General features: G+C 66.1%; 17 protein-coding genes. 9 read left to right on the top strand and 8 right to left on the bottom strand.

Annotated features, from left to right (window positions below):
• Nucleotides 1-29: 29 nt before the first annotated feature.
• The 4 genes from ACJASC_RS11635 to ACJASC_RS11620 are packed head-to-tail and all read left to right on the top strand — an operon-like array spanning nucleotide 30 to nucleotide 4,080.
• Entirely contained in the window at nucleotides 30-1,106 is a 1,077-nt protein-coding gene (locus ACJASC_RS11635; protein WP_415146187.1) for a carbohydrate ABC transporter permease, read from the top strand.
• Nucleotides 1,106-1,984 (top strand): carbohydrate ABC transporter permease, encoded by an 879-nt coding sequence (locus tag ACJASC_RS11630; RefSeq protein WP_415146186.1) that lies wholly within the window; start codon nucleotides 1,106-1,108, stop codon nucleotides 1,982-1,984. The genes ACJASC_RS11635 and ACJASC_RS11630 overlap by 1 nt, the downstream gene beginning before the upstream one ends.
• A 25-nt stretch (nucleotides 1,985-2,009) precedes the next feature.
• Nucleotides 2,010-2,999, top strand: coding sequence for a glycoside hydrolase family protein (locus ACJASC_RS11625; protein ID WP_415146185.1), 990 nt, complete (start codon nucleotides 2,010-2,012; stop codon nucleotides 2,997-2,999).
• Between the two features lie 4 nt (nucleotides 3,000-3,003).
• Entirely contained in the window at nucleotides 3,004-4,080 is a 1,077-nt protein-coding gene (locus ACJASC_RS11620; RefSeq protein ID WP_415146184.1) for an ABC transporter ATP-binding protein, read from the top strand.
• Nucleotides 4,081-4,439: 359 nt separating this feature from the next.
• Here the strand turns inward: ACJASC_RS11620 and ACJASC_RS11615 are convergent, their stop codons facing one another.
• The 3 genes from ACJASC_RS11615 to ACJASC_RS11605 form a co-directional block, all read right to left on the bottom strand.
• On the bottom strand, nucleotides 4,440-4,772 hold the full coding sequence (locus ACJASC_RS11615) for a type II toxin-antitoxin system RelE/ParE family toxin (protein ID WP_415146183.1): 333 nt from the start codon (nucleotides 4,770-4,772) through the stop codon (nucleotides 4,440-4,442).
• Nucleotides 4,769-5,035, bottom strand: a complete 267-nt coding sequence (locus ACJASC_RS11610) for a type II toxin-antitoxin system ParD family antitoxin (RefSeq protein ID WP_415146182.1) — start codon at nucleotides 5,033-5,035, stop codon at nucleotides 4,769-4,771. Before ACJASC_RS11610 ends, ACJASC_RS11615 begins: the two co-directional genes overlap by 4 nt.
• A 235-nt stretch (nucleotides 5,036-5,270) precedes the next feature.
• Nucleotides 5,271-5,504, bottom strand: a complete 234-nt coding sequence (locus ACJASC_RS11605; RefSeq protein WP_415146181.1) for a hypothetical protein — start codon at nucleotides 5,502-5,504, stop codon at nucleotides 5,271-5,273.
• A gap of 243 nt (nucleotides 5,505-5,747) precedes the next feature.
• Between ACJASC_RS11605 and ACJASC_RS11600 the strand changes: the two genes are divergently transcribed.
• Both ACJASC_RS11600 and ACJASC_RS11595 read left to right on the top strand, forming a co-directional pair.
• Entirely contained in the window at nucleotides 5,748-5,996 is a 249-nt protein-coding gene (locus ACJASC_RS11600) for a helix-turn-helix domain-containing protein (RefSeq protein ID WP_415146180.1), read from the top strand.
• A gap of 171 nt (nucleotides 5,997-6,167) precedes the next feature.
• Nucleotides 6,168-7,610 (top strand): type II toxin-antitoxin system HipA family toxin, encoded by a 1,443-nt coding sequence (locus ACJASC_RS11595; protein ID WP_415146179.1) that lies wholly within the window; start codon nucleotides 6,168-6,170, stop codon nucleotides 7,608-7,610.
• Between the two features lie 38 nt (nucleotides 7,611-7,648).
• On the opposite strand, the gene ACJASC_RS11590 is transcribed toward ACJASC_RS11595, so the two are convergent.
• Nucleotides 7,649-7,894, bottom strand: coding sequence for a transcriptional regulator (locus ACJASC_RS11590; RefSeq protein WP_415146178.1), 246 nt, complete (start codon nucleotides 7,892-7,894; stop codon nucleotides 7,649-7,651).
• Nucleotides 7,895-8,432: 538 nt separating this feature from the next.
• Here ACJASC_RS11590 and ACJASC_RS11585 point away from each other — a divergent pair.
• Complete coding sequence (locus ACJASC_RS11585) at nucleotides 8,433-10,814, top strand: AAA family ATPase (protein WP_415146177.1); 2,382 nt, start codon at nucleotides 8,433-8,435, stop codon at nucleotides 10,812-10,814.
• 97 nt (nucleotides 10,815-10,911) lie between these two features.
• Here the strand turns inward: ACJASC_RS11585 and ACJASC_RS11580 are convergent, their stop codons facing one another.
• Genes ACJASC_RS11580 through ACJASC_RS11570 form a run of 3 tightly spaced genes read right to left on the bottom strand, consistent with a single transcriptional unit; the run spans nucleotide 10,912 to nucleotide 12,858 of the window.
• Nucleotides 10,912-11,553, bottom strand: a complete 642-nt coding sequence (locus ACJASC_RS11580) for a hypothetical protein (RefSeq protein WP_415146176.1) — start codon at nucleotides 11,551-11,553, stop codon at nucleotides 10,912-10,914.
• Nucleotides 11,554-11,573: 20 nt separating this feature from the next.
• On the bottom strand, nucleotides 11,574-12,449 hold the full coding sequence (locus ACJASC_RS11575; RefSeq protein ID WP_415146175.1) for a nucleotide-binding protein: 876 nt from the start codon (nucleotides 12,447-12,449) through the stop codon (nucleotides 11,574-11,576).
• Entirely contained in the window at nucleotides 12,415-12,858 is a 444-nt protein-coding gene (locus ACJASC_RS11570; protein ID WP_415146173.1) for a hypothetical protein, read from the bottom strand. The genes ACJASC_RS11575 and ACJASC_RS11570 overlap by 35 nt, the downstream gene beginning before the upstream one ends.
• A gap of 686 nt (nucleotides 12,859-13,544) precedes the next feature.
• Here ACJASC_RS11570 and mobF point away from each other — a divergent pair.
• Nucleotides 13,545-14,900 carry a MobF family relaxase gene (gene mobF, locus ACJASC_RS11565; RefSeq protein ID WP_415146171.1) on the top strand — a complete coding sequence of 452 codons (1,356 nt, stop codon included), beginning with the start codon at nucleotides 13,545-13,547 and terminating at the stop codon, nucleotides 14,898-14,900.
• Between the two features lie 264 nt (nucleotides 14,901-15,164).
• Here mobF and ACJASC_RS11560 read toward each other — a convergent pair whose 3' ends face one another.
• Nucleotides 15,165-15,944 (bottom strand): hypothetical protein, encoded by a 780-nt coding sequence (locus ACJASC_RS11560; protein ID WP_415146169.1) that lies wholly within the window; start codon nucleotides 15,942-15,944, stop codon nucleotides 15,165-15,167.
• Nucleotides 15,945-16,537: 593 nt separating this feature from the next.
• Between ACJASC_RS11560 and ACJASC_RS11555 the strand changes: the two genes are divergently transcribed.
• Entirely contained in the window at nucleotides 16,538-17,068 is a 531-nt protein-coding gene (locus ACJASC_RS11555) for a hypothetical protein (RefSeq protein ID WP_415146167.1), read from the top strand.
• Nucleotides 17,069-17,154 lie beyond the last annotated feature (86 nt).

Raw genomic sequence — 17,154 nt, 5'->3', positions numbered from 1 at the left:
GGGCCGGGCCCTGACCAGAGGTGCCCCGAATGTCCCGTTCCAGACTGACGCAATCGAACCGGGCCGGATGGGCGATGGCGATCCCGGGCTTCGGGTTGATCGCGGTCTTCATTATCCTGCCGTTCTTCTTCGCCTTCGGGCTGTCCTTCACCAACCAGCGGCTGATTTCGCCCAACCCGACCGAATGGGTCGGCATGGACAACTACCGCCAGCTTCTGGGTATGGGCGTGCTGACGCTCGAGCCCGAGCGCGACGATGCGGGCGCGGTGATCCGTGACGAGGATGGCGCGATAGAGTATCCCCGGCTGCGCGAATACACTCGGAACAACCCGGACTACCCGCATCTCGACGGGATGCGCGAATGGAAAAGCTGGTCCTGGGGCGACAACCAGGTGGTGGTGCTGGCGCGCGACGTGGTGTTCATGACTGCGATCATCAATACGCTGACCTTCGTGATCGTGGTGGCGCCGGTACAGGCCGCCATCGCGCTGGGGCTGGCGCTGCTGATCAACCAGCGGCTGCGCGGCATCAACATCTTCCGCACCATCTACTTCATGCCGGTGGTGGTCTCTATCGTCGTGGTCTCGCTGCTGTGGCGGTTCATCTACGACGGCAATGACGGCCTGCTGAACAACATGCTGCAAGGGCTGACCTTCGGGCTGTTCGAGCCGGTCGACTGGCTGGGCAACCCGGACACGGCGCTGCCGTCGATCATGGCGATGTCGATCTGGCAGGCGGTCGGTTTTCACATGGTGATCTGGCTGTCGGGGCTGCAGACCATCAGCCCGACGCTGTACGAGGCCGCCGATATCGAGGGCGCGTCACGCTGGCAGACCTTCCGATACGTGACCTGGCCGGGGCTGCGAAACACCGCCGTGCTGATCCTGATCGTGATCACCATGCAGGCCTTCGCGCTGTTCGCGCAGATCGACGTGATGACCGGCGGCGGGCCGCTCGACAGCACCCAGACCATCGTCTTCCAGGCGGTCGAACGCGGCTACGGCAAGCAGGACATCTCGGGCGGCTCGACGATCTCGGTGCTGCTGTTCGTCCTCGTCCTCACCATCTCGCTGATCCAGCGATACCTGACCCGGGAGCGCAGCTGATGGCCCAGATCGACCCCTCCAACCGCGGCCTGAGACTTGTCACCCGCTACGCGGTCCTTGTCCTCATCGCGATCATCTTCATCTTCCCACTGGTCTTCATGGTGGTAAGCAGCCTCAAGCCGGACCAGCAGCTTCTGTCCGACACCGGCAACCTGCGGGCCTTCCTGCCGGTGGGCGACATCAGCCTCGACAACTACAGCCGCGCATTCCAGCGGGCACCGGTGGGGCTGTTCATCTTCAACTCGGTACTGGTCACCGGCATCACCGTGACGCTGTCGCTGCTGATCTGCTCGCTCGCCGCGTTTTCCTTCGTGTTCCTCGAATGGCGCGGGCGCGGGCTGCTGCTGTCGATCATCCTCGCCACGCTGATCGTGCCGTTCGAGACCATCGCGATCCCGCTCCTGCTGATCGTCAACCAGCTGCCCTGGATCGGCCTCGACGGCTTCAGCGTCGGCTGGCTGAACTCCTACCAGGTGCAGATCCTGCCCTGGGCGGCGGACGGGCTGACGATCTTCCTCTTCGTCCAGTATTTCCGCGACCTGCCGCGCGAGCTGATCGAGGCCTCCCGCGTCGAAGGCGCAAGCTGGTGGATGATCTACCGCCGCGTGGTGATGCCGCTGGCCGGGCCGGTGCTGGCGACGGCGGCGATCCTGAAGTTCCTGGTGATGTACAATCAGTACCTCTGGCCGCTGCTCGTGGTCCAGGACGAAGCCTACCGGCCGGTCATGGTCGGTTTGCAGTACTTCTTCCAGCTGAACCGCGCATGGGGCGAGATCATGGCCTACCTGTCGATGATCACGGTCCCGGTCCTCGCCTTCTATTTCGTGCTTCAGCGCGCCTTCATCTCCTCGATCGCCTCGACCGGCGTGAAGGGCTGAGATCCCTCACTCACAAGGACAAGACATGCCTCTCGCACTCGACGACGACAAATGGATCTGGGACAGCTGGTACGCGCATGACGGCAAGCGCTGGCACGGCTACTTCCTGCAGGCCGACAAGTCGCTCGGCGATCCGGACCTGCGCCACTTCAATGTCAGCCAAGGCCATGCCGTCTCGGACGACCTTATCAATTGGGAGCACAAGGGCACCTGTCTGGCCCCCGCCGAAGGCCCGTCTTTCGATGATACAACGACTTGGACCGGGTCGGTGATCCAGGGACCGGACGGGCTGTGGCACCTATTCTACACCGGCGGCGGTTCGGCCGAGAAGGGTCTTTACCAGCGCATCGGTCATGCCACCTCGACCGACATGCACAGCTGGGAACGGGTCGGATCGGGGCTGTGCCTCGACATGACGGGACCGAACGCCACGCATTACGAGAGCGAGCATGCGGTCGGCCAGTGGCACGACCGGGCGATGCGTGACCCCTTCGTGATGAAGGACCCCGACGGCGACGGCTGGCTGATGTACTTCACCGCCCGCGCGCCCGGCATCGAAGAGGCCAATGCGGCCGGAGCCATCGGTTTTGCCACCTCGCCCGATCTTTACGAATGGACACTGCAACCGCCGGTCTTCGTCGGCGACTACGGCCAGCTCGAAGTGCCGCAGGTCTTCCGGATCGGCACGAAATATTACTGCCTGTTCTGCACCTCGGACGAGCACTGGTCCGAAGCCCGCAAGGCCAAGGCAGGGACGCCGCCGGTGACCGGCAACCATTACTTGACGGCCGATGACGTGCGCGGACCCTGGACCGTGGCGCCCGGGTTCCTCGACGGCGATCTACCCTGCTACCGCTACGCGGCGCGGGTGCTCGAAACCGAGGCGGGCTGGGTCATCATGGGCTTTGCCGATGGCGGCAAGGACAAGTTCGGCGGCTACGTGATGGACCCGGTGCCGCTCAAGGTGGACGACCAGGGACTTCTCTACATCGAACCGGTCGACAGGGGGAAATAGGACAATGGCAACGGTCAGGCTGAAGGACATCCGCAAGCGCTACGGCGCGACCGAGGTGATCAAGGGCATCGATCTCGAGATCGAGGATGGTGAGTTCTGCGTCTTCGTAGGCCCCTCGGGCTGCGGCAAGTCCACCCTGCTGCGGATGATCGCGGGGCTCGAGACGATCTCGGACGGCACGCTCGAAATCGGCGGCCGCGTGGTCAACGAGGTGCAGCCCAAGGAACGCGGCATCGCCATGGTGTTCCAGAGTTACGCGATCTTCCCGCACATGACGGTGCGCGAGAACATCGGCTTCGGCCTGACCGTCGCCAAGGCCCCAAAGGCCGAGAAGGACGCGGCGATCGCCGAGGCCGCGCGCATCCTGCAGATGGAGCATCTGCTCGACCGTCGCCCGAGCCAGCTTTCGGGCGGCCAGCGGCAGCGCGTCGCCATTGGCCGCGCGATCACCCGCAAGCCGCAGGTGTTCCTGTTCGACGAGCCGCTGTCAAACCTCGACGCGGCGCTGCGGATGGACATGCGGATGGAGATCGGCCGGCTTCACAAGGAACTGGCGACCACGATGATCTACGTCACACACGATCAGGTCGAAGCGATGACACTGGCCGACAAGATCGTGGTGCTGAAGGATGGCGAGGTGCAGCAGGTCGGCGCGCCGATGGACCTCTATCACAACCCCGCCAACCTCTTCGTCGCCAAGTTCCTCGGCGCGCCATCCATGAACCTGATCGAGGTTGAGGTGGCCGAGGCGCGTGCCGGCTCGGCGGTGGTGAAGAACCCTGCGCTCGACCCAATCGAACTGCCTTGCAAGCTTGACGGGCTTCGTCCCGGCGAACGGCTGACACTGGGCCTGAGGCCACAATACCTGCACCCTTCGCTCGACCCGTCAGAAGGCAAGCTGCACGGCAAAGTGAAGCTGACCGAGCGGCTCGGCTCCGAAACAGTGGTCGACCTCGAGTTGACGGATGGCAGTCCTCTCATTGCCGCTCTCTCGGAGGATGCCGTGTTCGAGCGTGGCCGGGAGGTGAGCCTGACCTTCCGCCCAGAGCAGACGCACCTGTTCCGGGGAAGCCCCAACTGAGCACCGTTCGATTCCTTGATGTGGGGCGAGGCGACGGCCTCATTGGCCGTCGCCAAGCAGTCGAAGCAGCTATTCTCTGCGTGGGAGAGAGATGCCGGCTTAGGTCCAGTCGCGACGACCAAACCTATACTGCAACCCGGAAGACCTTCACAAACAAGATGGCTTGTCTGGGCTGGCTCGATCCAGACCTTCGCTGCGCAATGCATCATAGACCGCTAAGGGCCGGTCGCGTCGGTTACCCCAACGCTGCCGTCCTAATTTACGTACTCCGCTCTCTGCGCATAACGGCCGCTCATACATCGCACAGCGAAGGTCTCGCGTCTCAAGCTTCTCCTGTTTGGGCTTGCCGTGACCCCCACTCACACCTGCGCTTGGATCGCCGCGATACGCGCCGGCAGGTCGCTGCGCCCATGTAGGATGTCGAGAATGACGAGTTCGTCCGGCGTGTCGATGAACACCATGAAATGCTCGCCCGCCCGGGCATAGCGCAGATCGGTTTCGGCATCGGCATCGGGATCGAGTAGGCTCGAGCAATCTCGGCTCGCAGCCCGCCCTGCCGCCAAGGCTGCGCACCTGTCGAGAAGTTCGGTTTCATAGATCTCCGCCTGACGCGGCCCGAACGTCTCCAGCGTCCACAAGGCGATGTCGACGAGGCTCTCTTCCGCGCGCGGAGTGAGCCGCCAAACCTTCATCCTTCGGTGTGCCGCTGCCGGGCGGTCGCGAACGCGCGTCGGACCGCCTGCTCTCCCGAACCGGGCGCGCGTTTGCCAGCAAGAGCTTCGTCGAGGCTGGCGCTCAGCTGGGCTCGCAGCACAGTATTTCGATGCTCTTCGGCCTGGAGAAGGCGCAGGCCCGCGCGTAGGGCCTCGCTGGCATTCTGGAACCGACCCGATGCTACGAGAGCTTGGACATACTCGTCCTGCTGCGGGGTCAGAACGACATTTCGAGTGGCCATGCGCTTCTCCTTCAATGCCTGTACTGGCATAATATGCCAATGCCGGCATCCGGCAACCGGATCTTCTGCCAGTCGCAGTGCAGGTCTTCCCTCCCCGCCTGCCTCCCAGCGGGGAGGGACGATGCTGCCCAGTCCTCCAATCGCTCGGCAGCAAGGGTCGCCCCGAAGGGGGCAGGAAGGGCGAAGCCATTCGCGCCTCTTCCCGCCTCGGCCTCTGCCTGAAACCGGACTGCTGTTACCATAGCCCTGTCAGGAGTCCTGCGCCTGCAGCCAGCCAGCGCAGCGCTTGCTGATCGAATGCCGCGCCCAAGGAGCGCAACAGCAGGGTGATCACCAGCCGCGGCGCATGCGCCAGCAGGAACTTCGCGGCTCGGATCCCGAAGCGGCGAAGAGACAGGCTCAGGTGACGCGAACGGGGGCGTTTTGCCGAGGGCTGCGGTGCGGGGGGCTGGGCGGGATTGGACGACATGGGATTCTCCATCGCGAGGGCGATGGTCGCGTCCGCGTCGTCCCGACCGTTCGGCCGGGTCTGTCGAACGCCTGGCAGGCGCAGAGCGCAGGCCGGCTGGGAGCGGAGATGACCATCATAATCTGGAGAATCCGGTTTCGTTATCCTGTTACGATTGACTGCGGCCGCCCTATACTGTCGACCCTGCCACCATGATCCGGCAAATCGTATCATCTGTCAATACTTTCGTAACGAGGTTATGAATTGGATATGCTGCAATGCCGGGCTGCCCGGGCCATGCTGTCGCTCGGGGTGCGGGAACTGGCGGCGCTGGCGGAGGTGTCGCCCGACACCGTGGCCCGTCTCGAGCGCGGTGCCGTGCTCAAAGCTTCGACGGTCGAACGGATACAGGCGGCGCTCGAGGCACAAGGCGTAATATTCCTCTCAGCCGGCGACCGCGCTCCGGGGACAGGAGTGTGCCTCGACCCATCCACGCGCTCAGACGCGAGCTGAGGGCTGATGGAGTTCAGGATGCCGTTCTATCAGCACTGCCGGTCATCGTGCTCAGCCAAGTGCCGTGGGGCCTGGCCGATGAGACGGATCAATCGACCCGTCCGAGTGCCAGCTGGCCGACACGACGTCTTGCGCAACCGCGCGTCTTTCCGCGGCCGCACCTGGTGCGTCATGCCGATCGCGATGTCAGACCGCCGCCGCATCGGCGGCTGTTCGTTCACGGTCATCGTCTCTTGGATGCCGTTGTGCGATATGGTCGTGCCAAGCGCGATCGGCGCCTCAGTCTACGGAAGCCGGCCCTTGACCACCTCTCGCCTCACCAATCTCGCGGAGGCCGCCTCTGCATTCGTCTGGATCTGGTTGCCAGGGGAGGTCAGGCCCGTGCCGGCAGGGCGACTGCATGGCGGCACCGAGAGTCGCCATGATTTCGGATATCTGTCTGATTATCTTAACCGACCGAATGCCATTGCGCTTGGCCCGGACCTGCCCCTGTCGCCAGGCATGCGGGCTCTTCCCGGGCCCGGGCTCAACGGAACGCTGCGCGATGCCCTTCCAGGTCGGTGGGGGCGACGGGTGACGCAAGCTCGCCAACTCGACCGGCGCGATGGAGATGTCGATCCAGGCGCAATCAGTGACATCGGGTACGGACTTCTCGCGGGCACGGACGGCATCGGCGCGCTGTCCTATCAGGCGTCGGCGACCACCTTCGAAGCCCGTCTCGGCCCAGCTGTGGAACTGTCGGTGCTGGCCGCAGCTGTCGAGCGGGTGGAGGCGGGGCAAGACCTACCACCGGATCTGGCAGCTCCGCTGATCCACGCGGTGGCAATCGGGGGAGCGCAGCCCCAGGTCTTGGTCGAGGTGGAGGGCCGTCCCTGCATCGCCAAGTTTGCCAGCGCGCATGACCACGGCGACAGGCTGCGTGCTGAGTTCACCGCGCTTCGACTGGCAGGATGCTGCGGGTTCGACGTGCCGGGAGCCGACCTGCGTCAGATCGGTGATCGGTCGGTCCTGCTCGTCGAGCGATTCGATCGCGACCACGGCGGTCTGATCAGGCGAGCCGTGACCTCCGGGCGGACCCTCATTGGTCTCACCGGGCAAAGGGCCTCAAACGCAGGATGGCAGGAGCGGGCGGATGCACTGACCCGGTCAAACCTGTTGCAGAGCACGAGGGGTGCCCTTCGCGAGTTGTTTCGACGGATGGCATTCGGCACCCTCCTTGGGGATACCGACAGTTCGGCTTGCAACCCGTTCTTCTTCTGGGACGGGCGCCAAATCGAGCTCGCGCCAGTGCATTCCTTCTCCCTTTCCCTCAACCCCGAGTGGAGCTTTGGCTGGGAGAACGAGATCCATCGGTCAAGGCAGCGGGTTCAGCTCACGAGAATGCTCGATCACGCCCCGGGCTTCGGCTTGGGCACCGTCGAGGCGACATCCATCGTGGATGGTCTGGTCCACGAGATGTCCCGGCATTACTCGAATGTAAGATCCGAGGTCGAAGCTTGGGACACGTCCAAAAGCTCGTCTCTGAAAAGTTCGGCGATCTGTCGACGCCTTCAGCCCGGCGAGGTCGCGCCGCACCTTTCCGGGACGACCTCTGGCGGCACCTGCCTCAGTTGAGAGGTCTCAGACCGTGGCCGCAACGCCTGGAGCCATCGTCAGCGCCTGACTCTCAGCCGGACCCCCTCGCCAGCCTCATCGGAGGGCGGCAGAAACTCGATGCCCGATTTTTCCAATGCGGTCTTCACGGCCGTGATGACCCTTACGGAGGAGCGCTCCGGGCCGAACTGAGGATTTTCCAAGCGCTGAATGGTCGGGACCGACACCTCCGCAAGGCGGGCGAGCGTTGGCTGATCGATATGCAGGAAGGCGCGCGCGGCACGTATCTGCCCGAGGCTTATCATGTCTGTGCCATCACGAATGTTATTCGATACTTGATTGGTCGCCGCAGGGTGATTATGCTTTTGACATAACAGGTGTAGTGAAAGCTATCAAGCTGGAGCCGATGGTATTGCCGTCGAGCGGCTGATGGCCTGCGCTGCTGCTGAACGGAGTTCGACATGCTGACCTCTTCTCCCCAGTCCCGCCCCGCTCGTTCGGTGTCATCCTCGATCGCCGTCGCGCGCACCTCGGCCGCCGAGGCGGCAGGTCGGCTGACGCGTTGCAGGATATGGGGCGCGCTCGAGCGGGGCGTTCCGGTCACCAGGTAGGGCCCGTCGCGCGCCGACGCCCTTGCGCAGCGACGGCATCGGGTCACCCAACGCCTGTTTCTCCAGCTGCCCGGCCGACACCGCTCGCGGGGATCTGCCGCTCAGCAGAGTTGGCCGACCGCGCCTGCTGACCGCTCAGCTTCGCCCTGCTCGTTCCAGACATCCTGTCGTCTCCGATGCCTCGGCATCGGACCCATCCCCTTGTGTCCTCCCCCACATGACGAGGTCCCTCGTGTCCCTGATCCCCGGCTCTGCCTCCCCCGTCTGCACCGCCTCCATCGCATCGCTTGGCGCTTCCGAGGTCGCCTCCGACATCGACAGCACATCCGCCGCCGCCCGGGGGCTGTTGCTCTTCGACTGGCTGATGGCGCGCAAAGCCGCCGAGGCACACGCCACCGCATTGGCTGACTGGCACCATGCTGACGACGCCGCGCACCGCCAGTATCAGCAAACAAGGGGCGTATATGACGATGCCGTCGAAGCGCTCTTCGGCGGCCCGGTCGACCTATCGGAAATCGAGGATCCCGGCCCGGTCCCAGTCGCACCGCAGGAAGAGGTGCCGTTCGGCCCGCCCTGCCCCGCCGCCATCGGTCGCACCCCGACAGAGGTCGCTGCTGCCGCTGCGCAGGGTATCGACCTCTACGCGGTCATGCAGACGCATGGGACGCAGGTGCCGCCGCTTTCTCCCGCCGCTCTCGAGGATCTGATCGACCTGCTGCCACTCTGCGTGGCGCTGGCGCATGAGAACCACTTCGCACAGCTGTTTGCGCCGTCGGCCGTGACGATCGTCGAGACCGGTCCCGGGCCCGCCAGCGTGCAGACGGTGACGGCCGTCAACGAACTGGCCCGGCTGATCCGCACGGCGCCGGAGGAGGAGATCGTCCTGCTCGGCGCCATGATGCGCGCGGACCTGCCGACCGCGTTCCCGTCTCTCGGATCGCTGATCTACGACAGCGGAGAAGGGCTGCGGCATCGCCGCGCCAATCGGCCCCAGGACGCCCTGCCCGAGCTGCGCCGGCAGGAACCACTCGTCATTCTGGTCGAGAGCCGCGATCAACTGAGCCCGCAGCTGCAGGCGCTCGGTCTGCCCGTTGTCGCGTTGCCTCCGCTTGGCGCCGATCTGCTGCTGGCAATGCTGCGACGCTGGTGCAGTGCGACCGGCTACCTGCATGAGACGGAGATCCGTAGGCGGTTGCCAGCTCCCGCGGCACTCACGGCCGCCTCGCCCGACGGGCTCGTCTACGCGCTGCGCCAGTCGACCACGCTCGCGGTTGCGGATGCGCTACGGCGTCAGGCCGAGCGCATGCAGCGGGACCAGGCTGGCACCGGACCGTGCTTGGTAGAGCTGCATCTGCCACGGGCCGTGCATGATCCGCTCATCCAGCTCGTGGCGGACCTTGAGGCCTGGCGCGTCGGCGATCTGCCATGGTCGGACATCGAGACCGGTTGGCTCATCTGGGGACCGCCCGGCACCGGCAAAACCATGCTCGCAGCGGCGTTGGCCCGGACTGCCGGTGTGCCGCTGATCGCCGCCTCTTATGCGCAGTGGCAGTCGACCGGTCACCTCGGTGACATGCAGCGCGCGGCCCGCGCGACCTTCGATGAAGCCCGCAATGCGCCGAACGGCTGCATCCTGTTCATCGACGAGGTCGATGCGATCGGCAATCGTAGCGCGGCCGGCAGCGATCGCGGGGCCACCTATGAGAACAAGGTCGTCGCGACGCTGTTGGAATTGCTCGACGGCGTCGTCGGCCGCGAGGGTGTGATCGTCATCGGCGCCACGAACCGCCCGGAGCTTGTCGATCCTGCCCTGCGCCGCCCGGGCCGCCTCGGGCGCATTCTGGAACTGCCGCTGCCGCGACCGGTCCAGATCGCGGGCATGCTGCGCCATCATCTGGGTCGCGCGCTGCCCGACCTCGACCTGATGCCGCTTGCCCGACAGGCGGCGGGGCTTTCGGCGGCCGATATCGCCGCGCTGATCCGGCAGGCCCGGACCACGGCGCGGGCGGCCCGGCGACCGATCGATAGCATGGATCTGCAGCAGGCGCTTGACGGTCTGCGGCCGCGGGGCTGTGCCGCGCATCGTGAGCCCATCGCGATCCACGAGGCGGGGCATGCGCTGGCGCACCATCTGCTCGGGATCACCCGCCCCACGGCGATGCGGCTGACGCTCGGCGGCGGCATGGTCGAGCCGCAGACACTGGTCGAGCCGCAGACGCTGGTCCAGTTCGAAGCCCGGTTGCAGACGCTGCTCGCCGGACGCGCCGCCGAGCGGCTGCTGCTCGGCGACGTCTCCGCTGGCGCGGGCGGCGGCGAGGGGAGCGATCTGGCCATGGCCACGGAGACCGCGCTGCGGATCGAAACCGTGTTCGGCCTGGGCGGCCAAGGACCGCTCTGGATCCCGGGGTCAGCTCAGCATCTCTCCCTCGACCGCGCACTCGCAGCGCGGGTGCGGGAGCGGCTGGAGGCGGCCGAGGCCGCGGCCGCCCGCTTGCTCGAGTCGAATCTCGACAGGCTGCGACGCATTGCCGAGACGTTGATGATCGAGGAGGACATCGAGGGAGAGGCGCTGGAAAGGCTGCTCGGCAGTGAGCCGGTCGTTTCCCTGTCCTGACGACGGGTGCCGTCCCTCATGAGCCGATGGCAGGATGGCCGCCCGGGCGTTTCCCCGGGCGGCCTTTCTCTTGCGCCTCCACCTCATCCTCTTCCTGTCAGCGGGGCCTCAGCGGCAGCCAGCAGAATGCCCGACCCTCCTTGTCGATATTGAGCGTGCTGGCCGAACTGTCGGCGTGACAGTACGTGCTCAACAGGACCTCCATGTCGCCATTCTCCGCGATGAGCTCGCTCCAGTGCCCGAGATCCTGCCGCGCCGCGATCCGGTCCGGCAAGGCGCCCCCGGTCGCCACGGAGGCCTGCTTCAGATAGAATCCGGCCCCGCCGCCGGCCCCGAAGGCCACCATCAGACCAAGCGCGATCCATGCAGCGTTGGTCCACAGCAGGCGCCGCTGGACCCGGCCCATGATCGCCTCGAGGTGACGCTCCGCTTCAGCCGCAAACCGACGTGCCAAACCCTCGTTGTGCCGCTGCAGGGCCGCCCCCCCCGTCGCCATTTCCGAGCGCACGGCATCGATGACCTTGAGCACGATCTCGAGGGTCAACGTCTGCAGAATGCGCAGGTGCGCGTAGTTGTAGTAGTAGGTGATTTCCGGGACCGCGATCTGGATGGCCATCGGATCGTCGAAACCGCATCCGGCCTGGCTGACCTTGTTGCGGATATCTTCGAGTGCCTCGGGGCTCAGGTGATAGTTCGCGAGGAACGCCGCGAGGCGGTTCATCTCGACTTTTTCGTCCATGGTCTTGTCTCCTTCGTGTGTCATGTGGGCAGCCCCGCCAGATTCCGCAGGCCCTCGGGCATCTGCGCCTCGAACTGCTCGAGAAAATTTTGCACCCGCTGCTGATCGGTCAGCTGCAGGCGCGGGTCGCGCACCGCCTGTCGCCAGGGGATCTGCAGGCGTTTGACCAGTTCGGCGGTGCGTGCCTCGACTGCTGGCAGGTTCATCTCGATCCCGCCCGCCTCCAGAAACCGCGCCCGGGTCCGGCCGCCGAATGGTACGCCCGCGGGATCGCGATCCCCGAACCAGACCGGAAAATCGCTATCGCGGGGAGCGGCCCGGCGGTTGAGGATCGCCACGTGCCGGATGTCGAGCGCGCTGTCGCGGTACGGCGCGCTCAGATCCAAGTGGATCGCGACCGACTCCACGCTGCCGCGATCCGGCGTGATCATGTGCAGGAACGCCAAGGTGATCCCCAGCCGCTCGGCCGTGCGCAGGAAGTTCCCCAAGCCATCCCGGTCGTCGAACAGGCGCTGCAGGTCGGCAAGCGAGCCGCCCGCCAAGTCGTGCAGGATCAGCGGTTCGGGGCAGGCGAGCGAGTCGATCAACCTGGTGCGGCTTTCGTCGCGGATGTTGTAGGCGACCACGCCGGTGCCGGCATCCTGCTGGTCCAGCACATGGCCCATGTCATCCCTTTCGGCATGCATCGCCGACAGCGCGCCGATCGCGCCGTCGGCGTCGAAGGCCGCCACCGGCACCTGCCGGTGGCGCAGGACGTCGAGCAGGACGGAGGCCAGGAATGACTTGCCGGTGCCGCCCTTGAGAGAGGTGGTCATCGCCAGGGCAGTCCGGCGCTTCGAATGCGTCATATTGCGGCGCTCCTTACAGATCACGATGGGGGTTGTGGTTGAGAGCACCGACCGGGTCCCTGGAAACCGCTGGCGCTGCGACAGACGGACGGTGCGCGCCCAGCTTCGGTGAGGCAGGAGCACGGCTCGCGGCGGCATCGCGTACGAACGCCCGCCGACACGCGTTCAGGATCTCGCGGTCGCTCGGCTCCGCGTCCGGATCCCGGGCTTCGAGCGCCGTCTCCACCCGGTCGATGCGGGCGAGATAGGCACGCACCGTGCCGGCGCGGACGGGGAGGTCGCACTCTCCGAGCCATGCGGCAAGCTGGGCCGAGCTGTAGCCCTGGTCGCGCAGGCGGCGGAGGGTCCCGCGCGCCGCGATGATCTCCTGCAGGCAGGAGGCACGGGGCGGCGTGGGGTGGTTGGCTGCGCGCTGCTCGAGGCGCTCAGCCAGGGAGGGAGGGGTGGGGTCGGACATTTGCTGATCCTGTTTTCGTTGCTGTCCCCATTTTCATACAGCACCTCTTCACCTCCGGATCGCGCGACGTCGAGGTTATCCACATTTTTCCACATCAGAAGACAAATTCGCTCCAAGGCATCAGGCCGCGTCGAAAAGAATTCTGGTATGTTATATTTCGCCTCTCATTTTTTTCATGCGAACGCCCCTGAGGCCATCGATGTCGTTCATGACCATGGTTTGTATTGATTTTCTTTATCCGATACTTTTTTCATATGCGTCCGCATGCATCTCGCATTACTTTCCCTGCAATCCCTTGGCATTCGCCATTCATCTGGCTGCGCATTCAAGACAGCCCCATGCGGATCGTCGTTTTTCCTTTCCCACGACACACTACGCATATCGGGGCCTGATTTCGGCGAGGGGCTGTTTGGAGTTTTCAGGGCCTGCGAGAAATATCGATTTCGACGCCCTGCATCGAAGGAGAAGTTCATGCCTCTCACAGCACCCCTCGGCTCGCCCCGTGCCGTCGCTCCTCCCCGAGTCCGGGCGAGGCCGCATGCCGGCGCAACCTGTCCGCCGCGTGACCGCCTCTCGGCGCATCGCGATTGCTGTCGGCCCGCATCGCTGTTGCCCGATCCGAACCTGTGCCCGGCGAGGCGGCCGAAAGTGGCGCGGCTCTTGCCGACCTGCGGGAGGGGGGCGAGATGATCAGCTGCACCAGGATCTTCGATGCCGAGTACTATCTCGCATCCGCGACACCCGAGGGTCATGAGGCAGAGGATGCGGCATCGGAGTCGCCACGAGACGAGGGCCGCTATCGGCAGGATGCCGATCCCTGCAATGACGCAGGCCGCTGGATCGTGCTGCGGCCCGAGCTGCCTGCCCCGCTGCTGCTGAGGCCGGGGGTGCCGAACATGCTCGACGGGCTGCGCCCCGGCGCTCCGGTCGCGCCTCAGGTGCTGCGCGATCTCGTGGCGGGGCGCGATCCGGCCACCGGGCGGATGGCGGCCCAGCGGCGGCGCCCGGCAGCGGGCGCGGCGGTGCCGCCCTCCGGCGGCTATGACGTGCAGTTCAGCCTGCCCAAAAGTGTCAGCGTGCTCGGTCTGCTGGGGGGCATGGCCCGGCCGGGGCTGCTGGCGGCCATCCGGGCCATCCATGCGCAGGCGATATCCCGGGCCCTGCAGTGGGCGTTCGATCTGGGCCTCATCGCCAGCCGCAGCCGGGGCCGCTACGTCGCAGTTCAGCGCGCAATCGGGGCCCGGTTCGATCACACCACCAGCCGGGCTGGCGATCCGCAGCTGCACAGCCACGCCGTTCTCTCCAAGACGGCGGTCGGGCTGGATGGGAGAATCCGGCAACTCGACAACTACCTGCTTCTGACCCACGCACGGGCGATCGCGGCGCTGGCGCGGTGCGAGGAGGTGTTCCTGCTGCGCGAGCGGCTCGGGTTGCGGACCCGCCCCGTCGCGCAGAGCTACGAGATCATTGGCGTGCCCGAGCCGCTGCTGGTGCTGTTCTCGAAGCGCCGCCGGTCTATTGTCTCGCGGATGGCGGCCATCGGGCGCGACACGGCGCAGGATCGGCGGGCGGCGCAGTTCGCTGCCTATGCCACCCGGTCCAGAAAACAGCACGGCACATTGCGTGATGCGCAGGTGGCATGGGAGGCGGAGGCCGCGGCACAGGGCTGGTCGGCGGAGGCCTTGCTGCAGAGCGTCGCGCAGGCTCAGGCGGCGCGCCCTCCACTCCGGGAGACAGACGCCATCGCGCGGGCCACGGACCTGCTGCAGCTTTGCGCCGCCCACCCGCCGCAGAGCCGTGGGGCCGCGGATGGCTTCATGGCCGCCTTCGAGCTCCTGCAGCATGAGGCTATCGGCAGCGAAGCCGTGCTGGACCTCGCCGCGGTGTGCTGGCAGGCACCTCTCATGCCCGAGGTCCTGCCGCGTCCCCGTGATCCTAAAAATCCGGAGATCTCCGAGGTCATGAAGCCTACGGACGGCATCGGCTCTCCGGAGCCGGACGGCGAGACCGCGCCTCCGCACTTCCCCGAGCTAGGGCTCTGAGCACCTTGTGTCCCGGCCCTCTGGATCGGGAAGACGAGCCCGGCACCAGCGCAGCGCCTCTCGGCCCGCCTCGAAGGTCGGATCCTTACGCGGTTCCTGAGGCAGCGGGGCGACCGGTTCGAAGGACAGGCCCAGACCCGTCATCGACAGCTGTCCGGTGGCAGCAGCGCGTGATACCGGGCGAGACTTCTTGGGAGGCGGGAGGACACGCGTCCTGAAGGCCCGAGCCCACCGGTCGCAGGCGACCGGTGGGCTCGCTGCCTCCTAGTGCGGCGTGGGAAACGCCCAGTGACAGGCCTCGAGCGCCATCACACGGGCCTCGCTCCGCGCCAGGGCGGTCCCGGCGATCACCTGCCCGCGGCGATCGAGGGCCCAGATGGCCTCTCCCGTGCATCCGGCCGGGAGTTCGACCGACGGCAGGTCGTCGATGTCGATATAGTCGGACAGGCTCGTTCCCGCGATGTCGCACAGATCGACCATCTCCATGAGCGGGCCGAACAGGTCCTGCACCGCCTCCATGTCCCAGCCCTCCACGTCCGAGGCGAGGTCACCCAGGCGGAAATCGCAAGCGCGGCCCTCAAGCTCTTCCGGGCTCCAAATCAGCGTCATGTCCGGGTGGGTGACGGCCGCGCGAAGCCGCTCGGCGAGCTCCGGGCTCTGCGCCGCGATTTCTGCCATGCCGGGCGCCGCCTCCGACCCGGCTTGCGCCTCGTGCAGCGCCACGACGATGGTCCGCGCGGGGATGTCGTGCGCGAACGCCTCCGCGATCAGATCGCCATGTGAGATGCAGACATGCGACCAGAACCGGATGCAGGGCTCGAGGTCCAGATGGGCCGGGTCGATGCGCAGGCTCTCACGGACGAAGGCGGCGTTCGCGTCCTCCAGAAGCCACAGGTGGTCAGGGTTGAACTGCCCCATCCCGTCGTCGTCCATTGCCCCGCAAAGGGCCGGGTGGGACGCGGCCTGTTGCTGGCCCGGCAGGGCCGCAGCACTCGCCATGAGTTCGGCGCGGCTGGCACCCACGGGTTCGGTATTGTCGTTCATGCGCACTGTCCTTTCATGTCGCACAGGTCATCGTTCGCGGAATCTTGTCCGCGGTGGTTGAGTATGAAACGGTGCGAACAGAGCTGAGAGTCGGGTGGATGGGATTGCCATCGCCGCCACCCGGCTCGTTCTCAGGCCGCAGCCGGCCAGGCCTCGATAATCCCATGCCCGCCCTCGGCCCGGCAATGGGGGTCAGAGGTGCCGCACTCCGATTTATGTGGAAAACCTCCCCAGAGGATCGTTCTCGAAAGGCCCCATGGCAGGAGGCGAGAGGGGTTGAGCGCGCCCATCCGGCAGGACGTTCTCGAGGCGCTTGCCCTTCGGGAGGTCTGGGGCCGCCGGGCAGGCCGAAGGATGGCCACGATTTGCCATGGCAGGTAACCTGCTCCCGCGTCGTACGGGCGTGTCGCGGTGCCCGGCGCCGTCGGGCCACCGTGGCCACCCCATCGGCCGAGAATGCCCCCAGGAGGCGCTAGGAGGGGTGCTGGAGCGCCATCTTCGCGCTTCGGCAGCGGGTGGCGGGCAACGACGCATTTCGTCTGTACGGCCCGCTATGAGGGATTCTTGCGGTAGCCGGGCGCTGATCGCCCGAGGTGGCATCCGGGCCTCCCGCGGGACGGCTCTATCCGGTCCAGCCACTGGTGCTGGCCATCGATAGCGCGATCAGCGCGGCCTACCTGCAGCTCGTGTCGGCCGCCGGGCTGATCTTTGCGCATCACGCGCTTGTCGAACCCATCGAGGCCTCGCTGATCGCCCCGATGCCGCAGCTGGCCGCGGGGTGGATCTCCGGGCTCGGCCTCGGCCTTGCGCTGCTGCGCTTGCGCCTGCGCCGTCCCGGCCTCGCCTCCCTGCTCGCCATGGGCTGGATGCGGGTCGGCATGGTCACGTCGGGAGCGATGTTTCTGGGCCATGTCCTGCCCGCGGCCTTCCTCGACTGGGTCGTCTGGAACCCGCTGTTCCATGCCATCGACCAAGCGCGCGGCCTGGCCTTCGAGAACTATGTTCCCCGGCATAGCCTGGCCTGGCCCGTCCGGATCTTCGCGGTCCTCGCGCTTCTGCTCGGCACCGCGGCCTGCCAGTCGGGGTCGTGTCGCGAAGTTGGTAGAAATTTGAGGGCGGCGTAATCTCCGGGTGACTTGCAACCACCCAACCGGCGGCGACAACCGCCAGGGAGATCACGCCATGAACCAGGTTACTGAAAGCGCGCGCG

Origin of the sequence: Limimaricola cinnabarinus (assembly GCF_047631075.1) — a bacterium.
Lineage (GTDB): Bacteria > Pseudomonadota > Alphaproteobacteria > Rhodobacterales > Rhodobacteraceae > Limimaricola > Limimaricola cinnabarinus.
This window is presented reverse-complemented; position numbering and strand designations above follow the sequence as displayed.